The sequence below is a fragment of the Paraglaciecola polaris LMG 21857 genome (assembly GCF_000315055.1).
Taxonomy (GTDB): domain Bacteria; phylum Pseudomonadota; class Gammaproteobacteria; order Enterobacterales; family Alteromonadaceae; genus Paraglaciecola; species Paraglaciecola polaris.
Genome location: NZ_BAER01000099.1, coordinates 1 through 979, shown reverse-complemented (window position 1 = coordinate 979; position 979 = coordinate 1). Strand labels below are relative to the sequence as shown.

Genomic DNA, 979 nt, shown 5'->3' with positions numbered 1-979 from the left:
CTTGTTGGATATCGATTTCCTTGCCCTAGCTAAAGCTGAGCCTAAGGCTAGAAAGCGCATTCGTTACTTGGCGCTTGCGCATTTTCGCCAGGGGCACTCTCGGACTGATATCGCGAAGTTTCTTAAAGTTGGGCGAAACTCAGTCAACAAATGGGTTCAGCGGTTTCTTGATGATAAAATCCCGCCTGGTCGTCCGGCTCAACTAAGTGATAAACAGTTAAAAACAATCGCGCTGTACGTCGAAAAACAAAGCAAAACCGAACAAGGTGGAAGGCTCACCGCGTATGACATTCAAGCTTATGTCGAAGCGCAGTTTGGGATCAGCTACGAAGTATCTAATATTTATCGTTTGTTGCGGTTATTAGGTTTTAGCTGGATAACCAGTCGGTCACGCCACCCTAAACAATCTCAAAGCGTCCAAGACGCATATAAAAAACTTCCTGCTGGAAACGATCCTTAACACCCCTGGTCATGTTTCGTTGGATCGCATTGACGTATGGTTTCAGGATGAAGCTCGGTTTGGTCAACAAAACACCACTTTGGGCAAAAAAAGGAAGTCGGCCTCGGGCAGTGAAACAACAATTTGAATATGCCTATTTGTTTGGGCGGTCTGTCCAGCAATTGGGGCGACAGAAGCCTTGCTAAGCCCTTTTGTCAGTAAAGACATTATGCAAAAGCATTTAGCACTCATTGCCCAACGTACACCCATAGGTCGTCACGCCGTTGTCATTATGGATGGGGCGGGTTGGCACACTGTGATATTGCCTCACCTTTTAGCAATTTAACTATATTGAAGCTTCCGGCCTATTCTCCGGCGCTAAATCCGATAGAGCAAGTGTGGCAATAGCTTAGGCAAAAGCGTCTAGCAAACCGCTGTTTCCAGTCCTATGAAGATATATTGAATGCCTGTACAGAAGCTTGGCAGCAATTTATTACAGACAATGAAAGAGTTAAATCTCTATGTTGGCGGGAGTGGACT

General features: G+C 45.7%; 1 pseudogene. It reads left to right on the top strand.

The annotated features are described in order from the left end of the window. Position 1 precedes the first annotated feature (1 nt). Positions 2 to 979 (top strand): annotated as a pseudogene (locus GPLA_RS23275) (IS630 family transposase); the annotation flags it as partial.